18 protein-coding genes are annotated in these 17,298 nt (G+C 69.8%); 10 read left to right on the top strand and 8 right to left on the bottom strand.

Features of this window, described 5'->3' with window-relative positions; translation table 11 throughout:
- Positions 1 to 4: 4 nt before the first annotated feature.
- The 8 genes from ACFQUV_RS09490 to carA form a co-directional block, all read right to left on the bottom strand.
- Complete coding sequence (locus tag ACFQUV_RS09490) at positions 5 to 730, bottom strand: class I SAM-dependent methyltransferase (RefSeq protein ID WP_129610867.1); 726 nt, start codon at positions 728 to 730, stop codon at positions 5 to 7.
- Entirely contained in the window at positions 727 to 2,343 is a 1,617-nt protein-coding gene (locus ACFQUV_RS09485; RefSeq protein WP_129610866.1) for a glycosyltransferase family 39 protein, read from the bottom strand. Before ACFQUV_RS09485 ends, ACFQUV_RS09490 begins: the two co-directional genes overlap by 4 nt.
- Entirely contained in the window at positions 2,340 to 3,410 is a 1,071-nt protein-coding gene (locus ACFQUV_RS09480; protein ID WP_165364123.1) for a glycosyltransferase family 2 protein, read from the bottom strand. Before ACFQUV_RS09480 ends, ACFQUV_RS09485 begins: the two co-directional genes overlap by 4 nt.
- Positions 3,411 to 3,562: 152 nt before the next feature.
- On the bottom strand, positions 3,563 to 4,138 hold the full coding sequence (locus tag ACFQUV_RS09475; RefSeq protein ID WP_129607619.1) for a cupin domain-containing protein: 576 nt from the start codon (positions 4,136 to 4,138) through the stop codon (positions 3,563 to 3,565).
- Positions 4,139 to 4,208: 70 nt separating this feature from the next.
- Positions 4,209 to 4,946, bottom strand: a complete 738-nt coding sequence (locus tag ACFQUV_RS09470) for a cation transporter (RefSeq protein ID WP_129607617.1) — start codon at positions 4,944 to 4,946, stop codon at positions 4,209 to 4,211.
- Between the two features lie 114 nt (positions 4,947 to 5,060).
- Entirely contained in the window at positions 5,061 to 5,561 is a 501-nt protein-coding gene (locus ACFQUV_RS09465) for a hypothetical protein (RefSeq protein ID WP_129607615.1), read from the bottom strand.
- Positions 5,562 to 5,612: 51 nt separating this feature from the next.
- Positions 5,613 to 5,786 carry a DUF4160 domain-containing protein gene (locus ACFQUV_RS09460; RefSeq protein ID WP_165363757.1) on the bottom strand — a complete coding sequence of 58 codons (174 nt, stop codon included), beginning with the start codon at positions 5,784 to 5,786 and terminating at the stop codon, positions 5,613 to 5,615.
- 237 nt (positions 5,787 to 6,023) lie between these two features.
- Positions 6,024 to 7,208 carry a glutamine-hydrolyzing carbamoyl-phosphate synthase small subunit gene (gene carA, locus ACFQUV_RS09455; protein WP_129607611.1) on the bottom strand — a complete coding sequence of 395 codons (1,185 nt, stop codon included), beginning with the start codon at positions 7,206 to 7,208 and terminating at the stop codon, positions 6,024 to 6,026.
- A 178-nt stretch (positions 7,209 to 7,386) separates the two neighbouring features.
- On the opposite strand from carA, the gene ACFQUV_RS09450 reads away from it, so the two are divergent.
- From ACFQUV_RS09450 to ACFQUV_RS09405, 10 genes are all read left to right on the top strand, one after another.
- Positions 7,387 to 7,839, top strand: a complete 453-nt coding sequence (locus tag ACFQUV_RS09450; protein WP_129607609.1) for a GatB/YqeY domain-containing protein — start codon at positions 7,387 to 7,389, stop codon at positions 7,837 to 7,839.
- Between the two features lie 102 nt (positions 7,840 to 7,941).
- Positions 7,942 to 8,508, top strand: coding sequence for a menaquinone-dependent protoporphyrinogen IX dehydrogenase (gene hemG, locus ACFQUV_RS09445; protein ID WP_129607607.1), 567 nt, complete (start codon positions 7,942 to 7,944; stop codon positions 8,506 to 8,508).
- A gap of 2 nt (positions 8,509 to 8,510) precedes the next feature.
- Entirely contained in the window at positions 8,511 to 8,822 is a 312-nt protein-coding gene (locus ACFQUV_RS09440; RefSeq protein ID WP_244601437.1) for a hypothetical protein, read from the top strand.
- 233 nt (positions 8,823 to 9,055) lie between these two features.
- On the top strand, positions 9,056 to 11,041 hold the full coding sequence (dnaG, locus tag ACFQUV_RS09435) for a DNA primase (protein WP_129607605.1): 1,986 nt from the start codon (positions 9,056 to 9,058) through the stop codon (positions 11,039 to 11,041).
- A gap of 398 nt (positions 11,042 to 11,439) precedes the next feature.
- Positions 11,440 to 13,533, top strand: a complete 2,094-nt coding sequence (gene rpoD, locus ACFQUV_RS09430; protein WP_371851658.1) for an RNA polymerase sigma factor RpoD — start codon at positions 11,440 to 11,442, stop codon at positions 13,531 to 13,533.
- 117 nt (positions 13,534 to 13,650) lie between these two features.
- Positions 13,651 to 13,890 (top strand): DUF1902 domain-containing protein, encoded by a 240-nt coding sequence (locus ACFQUV_RS09425; protein ID WP_111383736.1) that lies wholly within the window; start codon positions 13,651 to 13,653, stop codon positions 13,888 to 13,890.
- On the top strand, positions 13,890 to 14,087 hold the full coding sequence (locus tag ACFQUV_RS09420; protein ID WP_129607601.1) for a type II toxin-antitoxin system HicA family toxin: 198 nt from the start codon (positions 13,890 to 13,892) through the stop codon (positions 14,085 to 14,087). The genes ACFQUV_RS09425 and ACFQUV_RS09420 overlap by 1 nt, the downstream gene beginning before the upstream one ends.
- Before the next feature lie 231 nt (positions 14,088 to 14,318).
- Positions 14,319 to 15,149 (top strand): lytic murein transglycosylase, encoded by an 831-nt coding sequence (locus tag ACFQUV_RS09415; RefSeq protein ID WP_129607723.1) that lies wholly within the window; start codon positions 14,319 to 14,321, stop codon positions 15,147 to 15,149.
- 200 nt (positions 15,150 to 15,349) lie between these two features.
- Positions 15,350 to 16,897 carry a CHASE3 domain-containing protein gene (locus ACFQUV_RS09410; protein WP_129607722.1) on the top strand — a complete coding sequence of 516 codons (1,548 nt, stop codon included), beginning with the start codon at positions 15,350 to 15,352 and terminating at the stop codon, positions 16,895 to 16,897.
- Positions 16,884 to 17,297, top strand: coding sequence for a response regulator (locus tag ACFQUV_RS09405; protein WP_111383730.1), 414 nt, complete (start codon positions 16,884 to 16,886; stop codon positions 17,295 to 17,297). The genes ACFQUV_RS09410 and ACFQUV_RS09405 overlap by 14 nt, the downstream gene beginning before the upstream one ends.
- Position 17,298 lies beyond the last annotated feature (1 nt).

Raw genomic sequence — 17,298 nt, 5'->3', positions numbered from 1 at the left:
GAAATCACGATCCTGCGCGTGCCGGCGCATCGGTGCGTCTCGCCCGGAAGCTGATGCGGGCCGGATTGTGCTCGATGTTCGCGGGCAGACGCTCGGCCGTGAATCCGGCGGCCGCCAGTATGCCGCGAAACTCCGCCTCGGTGTACTTGGCGATGCCCAGCTCGGCGCGCAGCTTGCGATAGGACGAGAAGGCGGTGCGGGCGACGCCGATGCCGGCAGCGATCAGGAAGCCGTTGGCGGCGGCGTAGCGCAGCAGCGCGACGAGGTCGCTCACCGCACCGACGTCGGGCGGGATCACGTCGGCGACGATCAGCGCGCCGCTCGGCGATATGAGCCGTCGCCATTGGGCGAGCAGCGCATCGAGATCGGCGCGCGACAGATACTGCACCACCGAGTTGGCGACGATCAGGTCGAACGAGCCGTCGGGCTCGCCGCGCAGCTCCTCCGGGCTCGCCACCGCGATGTTGGGCACGGCGGCGAAGCGCGCCGCGAGATTCCGGCGCACACTCGGCGCCGCGTCGGAGAGCACCAGCGTGCGAGCCGCGGCGGCGACCAGATCGGCATGCAGCGCCTCGCCGCAGCCGAAGTCGAGCACCCGCGCGTCGGGGCCGGGCAGCAGGCGGACGATCGCCTCGGCGACATCGCGGTAATGCACGTCGGCGTGCCGCGCGTTGACGTAGATCGAGTGCGGATTGTCCCAGAAGCCGACCCAGTCGCGGATGGTGGTCATGACGATGTCCTGTCCGGAGAGGGGGCTTCGCGGGGATGCGCGGCGAGGGCGGGCGCGCGGCCGGCGCTGCGCGGCCCGGACTGCGGCGGCACGATGAGGATGCGATAGGGCGCCGGCCGGTTGGTGTCGCCGAAGAAGGTGCGGGTGACGGTGAGATCGACGACGCGGGCATCGGGCTCGCGCTCGGCATGCGCTCGCAGGGCGTCGCGGCAGAAGCGATCGTCGAGACGGCAGACGACGACGTAGCCGTCGCGCACCAGGCGGTCCGGATCGAGCCACGGCGTCGGCGCCAGGGTGAAGCCCGGCACCGAGTCCGGATGGTCGGGGTGATAGAACGCGATGGCGGCGCCGAGATCCGGATCGCCGATCACCACCGAGAGGCGGCGGCCGGTGGCGCCGCTCCACTCGCGCCCGACCGCCTCGGCGAGCGGGGCGTAGTAGGCGCGTCCCTCCTTGTTACCCTGCCAGTGGCGCAGCAGGGCGAGCGCCGGTGCCGCCGCCACGATCGCCAGCGTCACGATGGCGACCGCCGCGGTGACGACGATAGCGGCCGGCCGCGGCACCGTCACCTCGGCCGGCGCGAGCAGCACGACCGGCAGCAGGAACCACGCCTGCATGGTCCACAGCGAGGTCAGCTCGACTCCGACGAAGGGCGCCGTGACGGCCGGGATCAGCAGCGGCAGCGCCAGGAGATGCACCAGCAGGCGACGGTCGGGATCGCTCGGCCACAGGGCCGCCGCGACGGCGCGCCTGTCGGGTCGGGCGACCGCGATCCACACCACGATCGGCACCGCCACATAGGCGAGGGCGCCGACCAGATACTGGACCGCCTTCCACAGGATCGCCGCCTGGGTGGCGCCGCCATGCACCGCATAGGCGTAGCCGAAGGGCTGGAAGCCGGTGTCGACGAGCCACCACAGATGCGGGGCCAGCACCGCGAGGCCGGCCACGATCGACACCCAGGGCGACGGCGACTTGAGATAGGCCCAGCGCGCCGGATGCAGCAGCGCCGCGAGCGGCAGGCTGGCCACCAGATAGATCGAGTAGTACTTGCCCAGCATGGCGAGCGCGCAGGCGGCGCCGGCCGCCGCCGACCACAGGAGCGTACGGGTCTCGAAGGCACGCAGGAAGCACCACGTCGCCAGCGGCCAGGTGAGCAGCAGCGTCTGGTTGGAGGCGAAGCGCTGGCCGTGGAACTGATAGAACGGCGTCATCAGCAGCAGGAGCAGCACCAGCACACGCTTGTCGCCGGACACGTAGCGGGACGCGATGCGGTCGACGATCAGCAGCGAGAGCGCGGCGTTCACCATGGCGAGCAGGTGGAACGCCCAGTCGGCGATCGGGAACACCGAGAACCATGCCGCCGCCATCAGGGCGCCGAGCGGCGGATGCTTGTAGTAGCCGGGGCTCGGATGCCGGCTCCAGGCATAGACCTCGACGAGATCGGGATGCAGGTCGAGCGAGGCGTAGGAGATGGTCTGAAACGCCGTCCAGGCTGCGACGAACAGCGCCAGCAGGATCAGCGTGGCGCGACCGTCGTCGGCATGGTCGAGGAACGCCCCGATAGCGCGGCGCGCCGCCGAGCTCGGCGCCGGGGCCGCCGGAGCGCTCATGAGCCGGCCGACGCCCGGCGCGGCGTCTCTTGGTGCGGTGCTTCTTGGTGCGGTCCTTCTTGGCGCGGCACCTCCTCGCGCGGCGCATTCCCGGCCGCGCCGGGTGGCGACGCCTCGGTCTCGGCGATCAGGAAGGCGGGCCAGCGCCGCGTCTCGCGCAGCACCCGGCCGACATACTCGCCGATGATGCCGAGCACCAGGAACTGGCCGGCGCCCAGGATGGCGATCGCCGACATGATCGAGGTCCAGCCCGCCACGGTGTGGCCGATCGCCAGGAAGCTGACGACGGAGTAGACGAGCAGCAGCACGCCGATCAGCGCGAAGGCGAGCGCCAGGTGGATGGCGATGCGCAGCGGCCGCACGCTGTGGGCGATGATGCCGGTGACGGCGAGATCGACCATCCGGCGCAGCGTGTAGGACGACTCGCCTTCGCTGCGAACGCCCTGGCGGTACGGCACGGTGACCAGCGGATAGCCGAGCCAGCGCACCAGGCCGCGCAGGAACAGGTCGTGGTGCTCGAAGCCGTTGATGGTGTCGACCACGGCGCGGTCGAGCAGCAGGAAGTCGGCGCTGCCCGGCTCGATGCGGACGTCGCCGATGGCGTCGAGCACCCGGTAGTAGAGCCGCGAAGTCAGCCGCTTGAACAGCGACACGTCACCGGGCGCGCTCTCGCGCTGGGCGGCGACGATGCGGGCGCCCTCGCGCCAGCGCGCCACCATCTCGGGGATCAGCTCGGGCGGGTGCTCGAAGTCGCAGTCCATCAGCACCACGGCATCGCCGGTGGCGTGGCGCAGCCCGGCCCGCAGCGCCGACTGGTGGCCGAAATTGCGGGTAAAGGAGACGTAGCGGATGCGCGGGTCGGCGGCGGCCAGCCGGCGCAGCGCGGCCAGCGTGCCGTCGCGCGAGCAGTCGTCGACGAAGATGATCTCGATGCGGCCGAGCGCACCGGCGACCTCGCCGAGACGCGCCGCCATGGGGCCGACATTGCCGGCCTCGTTGAAGGCGGGCAGCACGATCGAGAGGAGCGGTCCCTGCTCTCCCGTCCGCCGTTCCGATCCGACCGCCACCTGGTTCTCCCGGCTGTCCGCGCCGGCGCCGTTCAGGGCACACTCGGCCTGAAGAATCAAGACGGCGCCGCCGGCGAGGCGGTGCCGTCTTGGGGCGGACAGGATTGGGGAGGGGGGAGGGAGCGGGGCGGAGCCGCCGCGCTGGGACAGGCTCAGGCCGCGTTCTCGGCCCGCTGCGCGGCAGCCGCCAGGGTCTCGGCGGCCCACAGCTTCACCAGCGGGCCGGACTTGCCGCGCACCGGATCGGTGGAGGGCAGCGGCACCTCCGGAATCGACATCAGCGCCTTGGCGTGCTCGGCCCGGCTGCCGCGGCAGAGATCGTAGGTGCCGCTCGGCGGGTAGGCGCCGATCACCACCAGATCGGCGGTCGCCCGCACCTTCTGATGGGCGGTGCCGGCCGGCAGCACCACCACGTCTCCGGCCTTGAGATCGATCTCGGTGCCGTGGGGGCCACCGAAGCGCACGCAGGCGCGGCCGCGCGCGATGCTCATCACCTCGTGAATGCGGGAATGGTAGTGCGCGTAAGGGTAGATGCCGTTGCGCCAGACGCCGACCCAGCCATGCCGCCTGAAGGTCTTCTCGATCAGGTGCTCGGGATCGGGAGAGCCCTTCAGGTCGATGGCGTCGCGGAACACCGCCAGGGAGAGCGCCGGGTTGTTCGGAATGATCCCGTCGTCGGCGAACCGGAAGGTCTCGGGGGTGCTCCAGGCAGACTCGTCTCGTTGCATGCTTTCACCTCGGCCGCCCTGTGCCGGCGGTCTTCTCGCCGGAGTGTGCGGGCCTCGGTTTAAGGTGCACTTAAGCGAGATGTTCCAATTCGCGCCGGTCGGCCGTCGGGCTGCCGCAGCAGCCCGACGGGCCATGCGCATGGGCCGCGTGCTCGTGCGCCCCGTGCTTGTGACCCGCGGGTGTCGGGCCGGCCCGGGTGGCCCGTAGCTCGGCCGCCGCCTGGGCGACGATCTGCCACGACGACCACAGGAACAGGCTCGCCATCAGGCCGGCGACGATCAGGTCCGGCCAGCCGGTCGCGGTGCCCCACACGCCGAGAGCGGCGAGCATCACCACCACGTTGCCGATGGCGTCGTTGCGCGAGCACAGCCAGACCGAGCGGACATTGGCGTCGCCGTCCTTGTAGCGGGCGAGGATCATGACGCTCGCCACATTGGCGGCGAGCGCCAGCGCCCCGATGCCGCCCATGATCTCGGCCCGCGGCACGCCGGCGACGACCACATGCCAGGCGGTCGAGCCGAGCACCCACAGGCCCATGGCGGCGAGGCTGAGCCCCTTGGCGAGCGCCGCCAGCGCGCGGGTGCGCAGCGCGGCGCCGATCACCGCCAGGCTGATGCCGTAGGTGAGGGTGTCGCCGAGGAAGTCGAGCGCATCGGCCTGGAGCGCCTGCGAGCCGGCGAGCGCGCCGGCCGTCATCTCGGTCACGAACATGGCGGCGTTGATGGCGATGACGAGCCACAGTCGTCGCCGGTAGTCGGGCGACAGCCCGTCGAATCGCGCCTCGTGACCGCAGCAGCCGACACCCATGATCCACCTCCTCGTCGCGGTGAATCTAGGTGGATCGCCCCGGTTATACTATCGACGACGCTATAGTGTTGCGGGCGGCGATGTGACGGGCGATGGCGACGACGCGGCGTGTCCTCATGCGGCGTCGGAGCGCCGCCTGGCGGCCAGCGCCTCGTAGCCGAAGCAGGCCAGCGCGACGATGCGCGGCACCGGCCCCGGGTTGAGGTAGTAGCCGATCTGGCGGCGGCTGCGGCCGAGCAGCGCCGCCGCGGCCTCCTGGGTCAGCTTGTTGCGCTTGAGAAACCGCGCGAACTCGGCGCTGTCCATCTCCTGCTCGGCGATCGTCTCGATCAGGTCGGCGGACATCTCCAGGTCGGGGCCGTCCCATGCGATCGCGTCGCCCTCGTCGATCAGCCGCGCGGTGGCGAACAGCGCGGCGTCGCCGCGCAGCGGGCGATAGACCTTGTAGCTGCCGATCAGTGGGGCGACGTCGACCGTCTCGGTGCGTCCGCCGCGGTTGCCGGCCGCCCAGGTGATCTCCAGGTGCGACGGACCGACCACGCGAGCCGCCGCGATCCGGGCCATCGGAACGCCCGTATCGAGAACGCCCGTGTCGAGGATGTCGGTCTCGCTCATTGAGCCGTCTCCACTCGTACGAAATCGATAGCTGTTGCTCGGGCAACCGGCTCACCGGATCGCCTCCTCCAGGGCACTCCGCGGACCTCCTCCCTTCATGACCCGCAGCGATCCGATCTGAACCGCCGCAGTCCAACCCGGCCCTCGCACATGAAAGTGCGGAGGCAGATGGTCGCCGGGATAGATGCAGATCCTGCATTGGCTGAGCCGCACGATCTCCGGCATCGCCATCTACCCGATAACAGTCGATATAGTGCAATGGTTGCGCATCGTCAAGGAAAATGTGCAATGACTGCGCACGAGGGCGCCAGGCGAATGCTCGAGCAGAATATTGAATATCGCGATTGATGCAACTATTGCGAGCGGTTTTCCGGTGCCCCTTTAATGCGGGGCCTCGGCCTCGCCTCCGGTCCCGGAACCCCAGGTCCCGGACCACAGGTCCAGGACGGAGCGACGGCCGGCTCAGGCTCGCTTGTGGTCCCGCATGGCGCCGGCGAAGCGCTGGAACAGGTAATGGCTGTCGCGCGGGCCGGGCGACGCCTCCGGGTGGTACTGCACCGAGAACACCGGGCGGTCGGTCAGGGCGAGGCCGCAGTTCGAGCCGTCGAACAGCGACACATGGGTCTCGCGGACGCTCGCCGGCAGGCTGTCGCGGTCGACCGCAAAGCCGTGATTCATCGAGGTGATCTCGACCTTGCCGGTGTCCAAGTCCTTGACCGGGTGATTGGCGCCATGGTGGCCCTGGTGCATCTTCCGCGTGGTGCCGCCGAGCGCGATGCCCAGCATCTGGTGGCCGAGGCAGATGCCGAAGGTGGGCAGCCCGGAGTCGACCACGGCGCGGATCACCGGCACCGCATAGGCGCCGGTCGCCGCCGGATCGCCGGGGCCGTTGGAGAGGAACACGCCGTCCGGCTTCAGCGCCAGGATGTCGTCGGCCGGGGTCGTCGCCGGCACCACCGTCACCCTGGCGCCCACCCCGGCGAGCAGCCGCAGGATGTTGCGCTTGATGCCGTAGTCGATGGCGACGACATGGAGATCGGGGCTCTCCTGGCGGCCGTAGCCCTTGCCCCATTCCCACGGGGTCTCGTCCCAGGTGAAGCGCTGGCCGGAGGTGACCTGCGGCACCAGATCCATGCCGACGAGCCCCGGCCAGGCGGCGGCCTCGCGCTTCAGGGCATCGAGGTCGAAGCGGCCGTCCGGCGCATGCGCGATCACCGCGTTGGGCATGCCCTTGGTGCGGATCAGGCTGGTCAGCGCCCGGGTGTCGATGCCGCCGAGGCCGATCACCCGGCGGGCCTTCAGCCACTGGTCGAGATGGCGGGTGGCCCGGTAGTTCGACGGCGACGTCACCGCCGAATGCAGGATCACCCCGCAGGCGCCTGGCGTCGCCGCCATGTTGAGGGTTTCGATGTCCTCCTCGTTGGTCCCCACATTGCCGATGTGGGGGAACGTGAAGGTGATGATCTGGCCCGCATAGGATGGATCGGTGAGGATCTCCTGGTAGCCCGTCATGGCAGTGTTGAAGCACACCTCGCCGACCGCGTGTCCGGTGGCGCCGAGACCGAAGCCTTCGATCACGGTGCCGTCGGCCAGCACCAGCAGGGCGGTGGGGGTGGGGTCCGCCCAGGCGGAGGTGTCGTTCGACATGGGGCGCGGGTTCCGGGTGTGTTCCGAATGCGGGTCTGCGGCCTGGCGTGCCGAAACGGCCGAAGCCCACCCGGGTGGCGCCTCGGGCCGTGGCGGCCGGCTCGCTCTGGTCGTCCCGCCTTATTTGCGTATAAAAGGCGCCGAGGCAAGGTTCCGCCTCGGCGTGAAAGGGCAGGCGATGCTGCGTGACGACATCAGTGCGGCCTTGAAGGAGGCCATGAAGGCCCACGACGCCCGCCGGGTGTCGACCCTGCGGCTCGTCGTCTCGGCCCTCAAGAACGCCGATATCGAGGCGCGCGGCCAGGGCAAGCCGCCGCTCGGCGATGCCGAGGTGGTGGGCACCCTCCAGAAGATGGTCAAGCAGCGCCAGGAGTCGGTCGAGCTGTACGAGAAGGGCGGCCGCCCCGAGCTGGCCGCCCAGGAGCGTGACGAGATCGCCGTCATCTCGGCCTATATGCCGCAGCAGATGTCGGAGGCCGAGACCGAGGCGGCCGCTCGCGCGGCGATCGCCGAGACGGGTGCCGCCGGCATGAAGGACATGGGCAAGGTGGTGGCCCGCCTGCGCGAGCGCCACGCCGGGCAGCTCGACATGGCCAAGGCGAGCGCGATCGTGAAGGGTCTGCTCCAGTGACGATCCGCCTCGTCGACGCGGTCGCCGCCGCGGAGGAGAAGCCGTAGGCCGAGCCGCCGCCGCGGCCGGCCATTGACACTCTTTGATTGTTCGAGCCGTTCCATGCAGATCTATTTCGCCTCGCGCGACGGGCAGTCCCGCAAGATCGCAACCCACATCGCCGGCCGTCTCGCCGCCCGCGGGATCGCGGCGACGCCGACCGACCTGGCCGAGGCGACGCCCTCGGCCGCCGATCTGGCCGGTTCGCCGTTGGTCGTCGCCATCATGTCGATCCGCTACGGCAAGCATCTGCCGGAGGGCCTGCGTTTCGTCGAGACCTTCAAGAGCCTCGCGGCGCCGCCGCCGCTGGTGCTCGCCTCGGTCAACCTCACGGCGCGCAAGCCCGGCAAGGACACCGCCGAGGGCAACGTCTATCTGCGCAAGCTGATCGCCCGCAACGGGCTCGCCCCGGTGCTCGCCACCGCCTTCGCGGGCCGGCTCGACTACCCCCGCTACGGCTTCTTCGACCGGCTGGCGATCCGCTTCATCATGCTGATCACCAGCGGCCCCACCGACCCGACCGCGGTGGTCGAGTACACCTCATGGGACAAGGTCGATGCCTTCGCGGCGCAGATCGCCGCGGTCGCGGCAGAGGTCGCCGCGCCCCAGACAGGCGACGAGGAGGCGTGATCATGGCGACTGCATGCATGGACCGCGGCACGACCACCACCGAGCGTGTCGGCATGGCGCTGTCGGACTTCAGCATCGGGTGCGAGTTCCTCACCGCCACGGGCCGCTGGCGCTGCACCGATATCGGCACCCGCACCGTCACGGCGATCCGCCTCGATCTCGATCACGATCCGAGCTGGTACGAGGGGCCGCCCTATGCGGTGCCCGAGCACGTCTTCGACGAGTACGATCTGGAGGGCTGCGCGCCGGCGCCCGACGGGGCCCATTACGACGACAGCGGCCGGGAGCGCCTCGTCAGCCTGCCGCGCGGCTAACCGGAAGGACGAACCGGCGGGCGGCCCGCCGGTGGAGCGGCGCGACCGGCCATTCACGACTTCCTAATCGCTGCCCTATAATCCCGGGTCGCCATCCGCCCCGCGCGGTCTTCCTCGCGCGTTCACCCTCGTCCTGTGGAAATCCGGGACAACGCGGCTCCGCCGCCTTCGCGGGTCACGCCGGGGGGCCGGCACCCTATATTCGGGGCAGCCGTCATCACCAGCGAATCACCATGCGGTTCCCGCCCGAATTCCTCGACGAGCTGCGCGCCCGCCTGCCGGTCTCGGAGGTGGTGGGCCGGCGCGTCAAGCTGAAGAAGGCGGGGCGCGAGTGGAAGGGCTTGTCGCCCTTCAGCCAGGAGAAGACCCCGTCGTTTTTCGTCAACGACTCCAAGGGGATGTGGTTCGACTTCTCGTCCGGCCGCAACGGCAATGTGTTCGACTTCCTGATGGCGACCGAGGGCCTGTCGTTCCCCGAGGCGGTGGAGCGGCTGGCGCAGGCGGCCGGCATGCCGGTGCCCAAGGCGTCGCCCGAGGCGGCCCGCCAGGCTCGCCACAGCCGCACCCTGCTCGACGTGGTCGAGCTCGCCGCCGCCTTCTTCGAGGCGACGCTGGCGGCCCGGGCCGGTGCCCGGGCCCGCGGCTATTTGGCCGATCGCGGCCTCGACCCGTCGACCCAGCTCGCCTTCCGGATCGGCTACGCGCCCCCCGACCGCTTCGCCCTCAAGGAGCATCTCGGCGCCCAGGGAGTCTCGGTCGACGACATGGTCGAGGCCGGCCTGCTGGTCGCCGGCGACGACATCCCGGTTCCCTATGACCGCTTCCGCGACCGGGTGATGTTCCCGATCACCGACCTGCGCGGCCGCATCGTCGCCTTCGGGGGCCGCGCGCTGGACAAGGATGCGCCCGCCAAGTACTTGAATTCGCCGGAGACTTCGCTGTTTCACAAGGGCGGCCTGCTGTACAATGGGGCGCGCGCCCGGGCCGCCGCCCACCAGGGCGCGCCGCTGATCGCGGTCGAGGGCTACATCGACGTCATCGCCATGGTGACGGCCGGCTTTGCCGGCACCGTGGCGCCGCTCGGCACCTCGCTGACCGCCGACCAGCTCGCCCTGATGTGGAAGATCGCCGACGAGCCGGTGCTCTGCTTCGACGGCGACGCCGCCGGCCGCCGCGCCGCCTTCCGGGCCGTCGATCTGGCGCTGCCGCTGCTTCAGCCCGGCAAGAGCCTGTACTTCGCCACCCTGCCGCAGGGCCACGATCCCGACGACCTGATCCGCACCGGCGGCCAAGGTGCGATGGCGGACGTGCTGGCGGCGGCCCAGCCGCTCGCCGACATCCTGTGGCTGCGCGAGACCGAGGCGGGCCGCTTCGACACGCCGGAGCGGCGGGCCGGCCTGGAGGCGCGGCTCGACGGGCTCTTGGCCGGCATCGGCCACGAATCGGTGCGAAAATACTACCGAGCCGACCTGGCCGAGCGGCTACGCAGCCTGATGGCGCCGGCCGGCGGCGCGACCGGCCGGTTTCCGAGCCGGGCCGGGGGCCACGATCGCTCCGGCGGCAGCGCCGGATTCGGCAAGGGAAGCGGCCGCTTCGGCAAGGGGGGCCGCTTCGGCGGCCGCGGCGGCGCCGGGCGCGAGCCGTTCCCCACCGTGGTGAGCCCGCGGCTCTCCGCCAGCCCGCTGGTGCGCGGCGCCCGCGCGGTGCTGCCGGCCCGCGAGGCGCTGATCGTGCTGTCCGTCCTCAACCATCCCTGGCTGCTCGACGGCGCGGCGGAGGTGTTCGCCGCTCTCGACCTCGTCCACCCGGACGCCGATCGGCTGCGCCGGGCCGTCCTGGACACCGTCGCGGCCGAGGAGGCGGCGCATCGAGAGATCACCGGGGAGGGGCTGCGCGAGGCCGTGGCGGCGCAGGGGCTCGCCGGCCTCATCGGGCGGATCGAGGCCGCGTTGACCCATGTGGCGGACTGGCCGGCCCGCCCGGACGCGGCCCCGGAGGATGTCCGCCCCTGGTGGCATCATGTTCTCACCTTGCATCATAAGAACCGGACGCTAAATAAGGAACTCAAAGAGGCCGAGCGCGCGCTGGGCGAGGAGCCCAGCGAGCGTAATTATGCATGGTTGCGCGACGTTCAGGGGCGGCTCGCCGCGGTCGAGGGTACGGAAGCCTCGATCGAGGGCTTCGGCGCCCTGTCGGGGCGCCCGGCAAGGGGGTTTTGACACGCCGTGGCGGCGGCTCGCGTCGGCCGGGGGGCAGATTCGGGCAAGATCGGGTGTCCGGCCCGCGCCGGGACAGGTGCCGGGGCGGGCGGCCAAGCCGCCATCGAGAGGGGATTTCGAGGGGCGATATCTCCCCCCGGTCCGGCCTGGGCGCGATTACAGGCGACGGGGTGGTGACGGCGGGCGGGTCCGGTTGCGACCTCCTCGGTGGGGCGGTCGGGGGACGGCCCGCATCGGATGAGGACAGGTGGTGGGCCGTGAGGGGCTGCCCGCAGGGTGCACACGGCGCGGGCGGCGCCGACGTTCACCACGGACGGCGAAGGCACGGACGGCGAGGGATGGTCGCCCGGATCGGCGGTCGGGGCGCGAGCGCGGTTTCAGGAGAACTCATGGCGATCATCAGGACCAAGGCGGCCGGCAAGGACAAGGTCGTGAAGGACAAGAAGGACGAAACGACCGAGAAGGACACTCCGGACACTCCGGATACTCCGCTGCCGCTGCTCGACCTTACGGACGCCGCCGTCCGCAAGATGATCAAGCTCGCCAAAAAGCGCGGCTACGTCACCCACGACCAGATCAATGCCGTGCTGCCCTCCGAGGAGGTCACCTCCGACCAGATCGAGGACATCTTCGCGATGCTCAACGAGATGGGCATCAATGTGGTCGAGCAGGAGGAGCACGACGCCGAGGAAGCCTCCGACGACAGCCATGAGGAGGAGGAGGAGAGCGAGGGCGAGCTGGTCGAGGTCACCCGCGCGACCCCGGCCAAGACCGAGCGCTCCGAGCCCGGCGAGCGGACCGACGATCCCGTGCGCATGTATCTGCGCGAGATGGGCTCGGTGGAGCTGTTGTCGCGCGAGGGCGAGATCGCCATCGCCAAGCGCATCGAGGCCGGCCGCGAGGCGATGATCGCCGGCCTCTGCGAGAGCCCGCTGACCTTCCAGGCCATCATCATCTGGCGCGACGAGCTGAACGCCGGCAAGGTGTTCCTGCGCGACATCATCGACCTCGAAGCCACCTATGCGGGGCCGGAGGCGAAGGGCGGAGCGGCCGCGGCGGGCGACGGCGACGACGCCGTCGAGGCCCCGCCGGTGGCGCCGGCCGCCAAGCCGACCGGCGGCAAGCCGGCGGTGCGCGGGGGCGCGCCGGCGCGTGACGGCGACGACGAGGCCGCCGACGGCCCGATGCCGGACGGCGAGATGGACGAGGACGACATGGAAGGCTCCATGTCGCTCGCCGCCATCGAGGCCGAGCTGAAGCCCAAGGTGCTCGAGACCTTCGACATCGTCGCCGACACCTACAAGAAGCTGCGCCGCCTCCAGGACCAGAACGTCGAGTCCAAGCTCAAGAACGAGTCGCTGTCGCCGGCCCAGGAGCGCAAGTACAAGAAGCTCAAGGAAGAGCTGATCGCCGAGGTGAAGTCGCTGCGGCTCAACCAGGCGCGCATCGATTCGCTGGTCGAGCAGCTCTACGACATCAACAAGCGGCTGGTCGGCTACGAGGGGCGCCTGATGCGCCTCGCCGAGAGCCACGGCGTGACCCGCGACGAGTTCCTGCGCAACTACCAGGGCTCCGAGCTCGATCCGCGCTGGCTCAACCGCGTGTCGAAGCTGTCGGCGCGCGGCTGGAAGAACTTCGTCGCCCGCGAGAAGGACCGCATCAAGGAGATCCGCGGCGACATCCAGGCGCTGGCCGCCGAGACCGGGCTCGAGATCCTCGAGTTCCGCCGCATCGTCCAGATGGTGCAGAAGGGCGAGCGCGAGGCGCGCCAGGCCAAGAAGGAGATGGTGGAGGCCAATCTGCGCCTCGTCATCTCGATCGCCAAGAAGTACACCAACCGCGGCCTGCAATTCCTGGATCTGATCCAGGAGGGCAATATCGGCCTGATGAAGGCGGTCGACAAGTTCGAGTACCGCCGCGGCTACAAGTTCTCGACCTACGCGACCTGGTGGATCAGGCAGGCGATCACCCGGTCGATCGCCGATCAGGCCCGCACCATCCGCATCCCGGTGCACATGATCGAGACGATCAACAAGATCGTCCGCACCTCGCGCCAGATGCTGCACGAGATCGGCCGCGAGCCGACCCCGGAGGAGCTGGCCGAGAAGCTCGGCATGCCGCTGGAGAAGGTGCGCAAGGTCCTCAAGATCGCCAAGGAGCCGATCTCGCTCGAGACGCCGATCGGCGACGAGGAGGATTCGCATCTCGGCGATTTCATCGAGGACAAGAACGCCATCCTGCCGATCGACGCGGCGATCCAGAGCAATCTGCGCGAGACCACGACGCGGGTTCTCGCCTCGCTGACGCCGCGTGAAGAGCGCGTGCTGCGCATGCGCTTCGGCATCGGCATGAACACCGACCACACGCTGGAAGAGGTCGGTCAGCAGTTCTCGGTGACGCGCGAGCGCATTCGTCAGATCGAGGCCAAGGCGCTGCGCAAGCTCAAGCACCCGTCGCGGTCGCGCAAGCTGCGGAGCTTTTTGGACAACTGATCGGGACGATCGGGTCGGGTGGGCAAAGGCGCGAAGCGCCGTGCCCACGCGGTCGCGGTAGATTATAGTGATGGTGAGTACGCTTTCGCGCGGGTCACCCACGGGAGGGCAGATCGAATGACCAGGCCCGTGATCTTCACCATCTCGGCCGTGTGGGACGCCGAGGCCGCAGTGTGGAGCGGCCACTGCGACGATATCCCGGCCGCTGCCGACGCGCCGACGCTCGACGAACTGATGGCCAAGATCTCCGCGATGGCTCTCGACCTGCTGCCCGACAACCATCCCGGCATCGATCCGGCCTCGGTGTTCGTACAGATCACGGCACTGCGCGAGGCCGAGCCGCTGGCGGCGGCCTGATGGCGCCGCAGTTCGACCGTGCCTTGCGCGAGCTTCTGAAAGCGGCGGAGTGCAGGCTCGTTCGTCAGGGGCGCGGCAGCTACGAGATCTGGTACAGCCCTATCACGAAGCGAAACTTCGCCGTACCGATCGGCATCCCCAGCCGCTACACGGCCAACGCCATCCTGCGTCAGGCCGGGCTGCCGAAGGCATTCTGACGTCGAGGTGTTTCCAGTTGTAGCCTGGGCTCTGAGCGCAGCGAAGCCCGGGAGCGACGATCGATCTCGGCCGCAAGGCGAGGCTCTATGTCGGCTTCGGCATCGTCGAGCTGTGGGCGAGAGCGCCCGCCGGCCCGCCCACCCGAGCCCCCGCCTTGTCGCTGCCGCACCCCGGTGCCAATCTCCGGCCGCTGTTCGCTCGCACAGGGATCGCTTCGCATGGGGATCGGAATGATGATTCGCGCCGCCGCGGCTCGGCTGCGCCCTCTCGCCGCGGCATTGGCCGTGTCGGTCGGCATCGGCGCCGGCCCGGCGGTGGCGGCCCAGTGCGGTGGCGACTTCGGCACGTTCCTGGCTGCCATCGGTCGCGAGGCGCAGGCGCAGGGCGTGTCGCGAGCCGTGATCGACCAAGCCTTTGCCGGTGTCACCGCCGATCCCGCCGTGCTCGCCTTCGATCGCCGCCAGCGCGGCACCTTCCGCAAGACCTTCGAGGAGTATGCCGCGACCCGCGTGGTCCCGGCCCGCATCAAGCGCGCCCGCACGCTGATGCAGAAGCACACGGCGCTGCTCGGCCGCGTCGAGCGGCAGTTCGGCGTGCCGAAGGAGCTGCTGATGGCGATCTGGACGCTGGAGAGCGACAACGGCACCGGCGACATGGGCAAGCTGCCGGTGGTGCGCACCATCGCGACGCTCGCTCACGACTGCCGCCGCACCGAGCTGTTCCAGCGCGAGCTGATAGCCGCACTCCAGATCGTCCAGCGCGGCGACCTGCCGCTGCGCGATCTCATCGGCGCCTATGCGGGCGAGCTCGGGCAGACCCAGTTCCTGCCGTCCTCCTACATCAAGTACGGCGTCGACTACGACGGCAACGGCCATGTCGACCTGCGCCACTCCATCCCCGACGTGCTCGCCTCGACCGCCAATCTGCTCAAGGTGAACGGTTGGCAGCCGGGCGCGCCGTTCGGCGAGGGCACGCCGAACTTCGAGGTGATGCGCGAGTGGAATCGCTCGGTGATCTACCGCAAGACCATGGCGTTGTTCGCCGAGCGGCTGACCGAGTGAGCGTCGCGCCGATCCGTCGAGCCGATCTGCGACGGCCGATCGGCCAAGCCCTTGTGTTCACGTTTGAACAGAAGCCGGTAACGAGGTAGTCGGCGCGCAAATCTTCCGGGGTACAAGCCCTGTTCCGGGCGAGCCGGGCTGTCCGCAGCGGATCGGAATGCCTATGTTGCGGCCGTCCGTCGCCGCCCCCGAAAGTCGCAATGCCCATCTCCAAGCTCGCCGTCATCCGCTCCACCATCGCCGCCTTCCTGATCGGCCTCGCGGCGCTCGGTGCCATCGTGGCCACCACGTTCTGGCTGGTGTCCGAGACGGGGACCTACACGCGCCTCTCGATGGCGATCCGCTTGCAGCGCGCCGCGCTGGTGGATCTGCGCATTCTCCTCCAGGACACCGAGAGTGGGCAGCGCGGCTTCCTGCTCACCGGCGAGGAGACCTATCTGGCGCCCTACGACGAGGCGCGCCGGCGCTTGGCGGCGCAGATCGAGCTGGTGCGGACGCGGCTCGCCGGCGTGCCGGAGGACGCCGCCGCGGTCGCGCGGGTGGTCGAGATCATCTCGGGCAAGCTCACCGAGATGCAGCAGACCATCGAGCTCATGCAGGCCGGCCGACGCGACGAGGCCCTGGCGATCGTGCGCACCGATCGCGGCCGTGTCCTGATGGAGGAGGCGCGCCGGCTGTTCGAGAGCATGGTGGCCAATGCCGAGCAGCGCATCGCCGACAGCGTGGCACGCCAGCAGGCCACCATCAAATGGCTCTACTGGGTGACGCTGCTCGGCGCCCTCGTCATCGTCGCCGTGGTGGCGGGGGCGACCTGGATGGCGGTGGTCTACACCCGCCAGCTCGTCGCCGCGCAACGCGAGGTCGAGGCGCTCGCGGCCGGCCTGGAGGAGCGGGTGCGCGAGCGCACCGCCGATCTCGGCCGCGCCAACGAGGAGATCCAGCGCTTCGCCTACATCGTCACCCACGATCTGCGGGCGCCCCTGGTCAACATCATGGGCTTCACCAGCGAGCTGGAGGCGAGCCTCGCGTCGATCCGCGCCTGGTTCGACAAGGCCGGTGTCCCGGCCGATGATCCGATCGCCGAGGATGCCCGGCTCGCCGCCGTGGAGGACGCGCCCGAGGCGCTCGGCTTCATCCGCTCGTCCACCCGCAAGATGGACGGCCTGATCAACGCCATCCTCAAGCTGTCGCGCGAAGGGCGTCGGACGCTGCGGCCGGAGCGGATCGACCTCGGGGCTCTCCTCGAAGCGGCGGCCGACAGCATCCGCCATCAGGTGGTCGAGGCGGGCGGCGAGATCGAGATCGCGCCGGGGCTGCCGACGGTGGTGTCCGACCGGCTGGCGCTCGAGCAGGTGTTCGGCAATCTTCTCGATAACGCCGTGAAATACCGCTCTCCCGAGCGGCCGATCCGCATCCGGGTAGGGGCTCGGTCGGAACCCGGCCAGCGCCTCGTCGTTGAGGTCGAGGACAACGGGCGCGGTATCGCGGCACACGATCACGATCGCGTCTTCGACCTGTTCCGCCGGTCCGGCACCCAGGACCAGCCCGGAGAAGGCATCGGCCTCGCCCATGTGCGCGCCATGGTGCGCAATCTCGGCGGCGACATCACCCTCGCGTCGCAGCTCGGCCGAGGAACCACGATGAAGGTCGATCTCCCCCGCGACCTGCGCAAATCCCTCAGATCAGCCGGAGTGAACGCCCGTGAACCAGCACGCGAGACCAGTCAAAATCGTGATGATCGAGGATGACGAGGGGCATGCTCGGCTGATCGAGAAGAACATTCGCCGCGCCGGCGTGAACAACGAGATCCTGCCGTTCGCCAACGGCACGGAGGCGCTCGCCTATCTGCTCGGCCCCGACGGTTCCGGCGAGGTCAGCTCGGGGCGTCAGCTCCTGGTCCTGCTCGATCTCAACCTGCCCGACATGACCGGCATCGACATTCTGGAGCGCCTCAAGTCGAACCCGCACACCCGCCGGGCTCCCGTCGTGGTGCTCACCACCACGGACGACGCCCGCGAAATCCAGCGCTGCTACGATCTCGGCGCCAATGTCTACATCACCAAGCCGGTGAACTACGAGGGCTTCGCCCACGCCATCCGTCAGCTCGGGCTGTTCTTCGCCGTCATGCAGGTTCCCGAAGCCGATTGAT

It is taken from the genome of Rhodoplanes sp. P11, assembly GCF_964266735.1.
GTDB classification, from domain to species: domain Bacteria; phylum Pseudomonadota; class Alphaproteobacteria; order Rhizobiales; family Xanthobacteraceae; genus Rhodoplanes; species Rhodoplanes serenus.
The sequence above is the reverse complement of the archived record's forward strand: the minus strand, read 5'-3'. Positions and strand labels throughout refer to the sequence as shown.

Coding starts and splice junctions, on each gene's coding strand:
- ACFQUV_RS09465 (WP_129607615.1), bottom strand. CDS start 5,561: ATGAGCGAGACCGACATCCTCGACACGGGCGTTCTCGATACGGGCGTT.
- dnaG (WP_129607605.1), top strand. CDS start 9,056: ATGCGGTTCCCGCCCGAATTCCTCGACGAGCTGCGCGCCCGCCTGCCG.
- ACFQUV_RS09425 (WP_111383736.1), top strand. CDS start 13,651: ATGACCAGGCCCGTGATCTTCACCATCTCGGCCGTGTGGGACGCCGAG.
- ACFQUV_RS09440 (WP_244601437.1), top strand. CDS start 8,511: ATGGCGACTGCATGCATGGACCGCGGCACGACCACCACCGAGCGTGTC.
- ACFQUV_RS09485 (WP_129610866.1), bottom strand. CDS start 2,343: ATGAGCGCTCCGGCGGCCCCGGCGCCGAGCTCGGCGGCGCGCCGCGCT.
- ACFQUV_RS09475 (WP_129607619.1), bottom strand. CDS start 4,138: ATGCAACGAGACGAGTCTGCCTGGAGCACCCCCGAGACCTTCCGGTTC.
- hemG (WP_129607607.1), top strand. CDS start 7,942: ATGCAGATCTATTTCGCCTCGCGCGACGGGCAGTCCCGCAAGATCGCA.
- ACFQUV_RS09410 (WP_129607722.1), top strand. CDS start 15,350: ATGCCCATCTCCAAGCTCGCCGTCATCCGCTCCACCATCGCCGCCTTC.
- ACFQUV_RS09460 (WP_165363757.1), bottom strand. CDS start 5,786: ATGCCGGAGATCGTGCGGCTCAGCCAATGCAGGATCTGCATCTATCCC.
- ACFQUV_RS09450 (WP_129607609.1), top strand. CDS start 7,387: ATGCTGCGTGACGACATCAGTGCGGCCTTGAAGGAGGCCATGAAGGCC.
- ACFQUV_RS09420 (WP_129607601.1), top strand. CDS start 13,890: ATGGCGCCGCAGTTCGACCGTGCCTTGCGCGAGCTTCTGAAAGCGGCG.
- ACFQUV_RS09470 (WP_129607617.1), bottom strand. CDS start 4,946: ATGGGTGTCGGCTGCTGCGGTCACGAGGCGCGATTCGACGGGCTGTCG.
- ACFQUV_RS09405 (WP_111383730.1), top strand. CDS start 16,884: ATGATCGAGGATGACGAGGGGCATGCTCGGCTGATCGAGAAGAACATT.
- carA (WP_129607611.1), bottom strand. CDS start 7,208: ATGTCGAACGACACCTCCGCCTGGGCGGACCCCACCCCCACCGCCCTG.
- ACFQUV_RS09490 (WP_129610867.1), bottom strand. CDS start 730: ATGACCACCATCCGCGACTGGGTCGGCTTCTGGGACAATCCGCACTCG.
- ACFQUV_RS09415 (WP_129607723.1), top strand. CDS start 14,319: ATGATGATTCGCGCCGCCGCGGCTCGGCTGCGCCCTCTCGCCGCGGCA.